At 34.5% G+C, this 351-nt stretch carries 1 pseudogene; it reads left to right on the top strand.

The window, feature by feature from the left end:
* Positions 1-274 (top strand): annotated as a pseudogene (locus tag PPOP_RS18160) (pyruvate kinase); the annotation flags it as partial.
* Positions 275-351: the final 77 nt, after the last annotated feature.

Consider the following 351-nt stretch of genomic DNA (forward strand, 5'->3'; position numbering starts at 1 on the left):
GTTAGCACAAATCGGCGAAAGATTAATAAAACAATACGCGGCAACACAAATAAGCAAACATAAATTTATTGAATGTTATGACCCTAGTTTCCCTGAAGACCCCTATGCAGATTTTCATACGGTCGTTACCGTTTATATTTTTCGTGATCAAGAAGGAATAAAAAAACTGCTTACCCTTGACTCCCCCGATGAAAAAATATCATTTTACAAAAATATTAACAGACCTTATAGTCATGGCTGTAATCTTATACTTAATTCCAGGCCTGTTGATTAACCAACAAAATACAATTTAAGAATAGAAAAAAAGCCGCCAACTCGGTAAAATGTTTGTACCCTTACAAACGAACCGAA

Origin of the sequence: Paenibacillus popilliae ATCC 14706 (assembly GCF_000315235.1) — a bacterium.
Taxonomy (GTDB): Bacteria; Bacillota; Bacilli; order Paenibacillales; family Paenibacillaceae; genus Paenibacillus_B; species Paenibacillus_B popilliae.